The sequence below is a fragment of the Pseudoalteromonas sp. T1lg21 genome (assembly GCF_002964625.1).
Lineage (GTDB): Bacteria > Pseudomonadota > Gammaproteobacteria > Enterobacterales > Alteromonadaceae > Pseudoalteromonas > Pseudoalteromonas gelatinilytica.
The window spans coordinates 1-260 of record NZ_PQBX01000043.1 but is presented as its reverse complement, the minus strand read 5'-3'; the positions used below and the strand labels follow the sequence as shown (position 1 = coordinate 260).

The following is a 260-nucleotide window of genomic DNA, read 5'->3' as shown; positions in this document are numbered from 1 at the left end:
GCTTTACCAATAAAATGAAACAGCCCTGATTTACGGCCATGCTTTAAAAATAACTTGGTACCAGTATTGTTGATTACTTGGATGTTCCAAATCTGCTTATTAATATCAATGAGGGGAATGGCCAGACTGCCACGCTTGATATGTAAAAACGAAAAGTCCCTACCTTCATCTTCGCTAGGTAAAGTATCAAAGAAGGCTTTTATCTCTTTACCACCTTCAACTAACTCAGTAGTAAAGTTATCGCGAATAATCAAAATAAA

The 260-nt window shown here is 36.2% G+C and carries 1 protein-coding gene; it reads right to left on the bottom strand.

The features are described from left to right. Positions 1–260, bottom strand: a 260-nt coding sequence (locus C2M25_RS10235; protein WP_199775168.1) for a hypothetical protein, incomplete at both ends; no start/stop codon positions are given.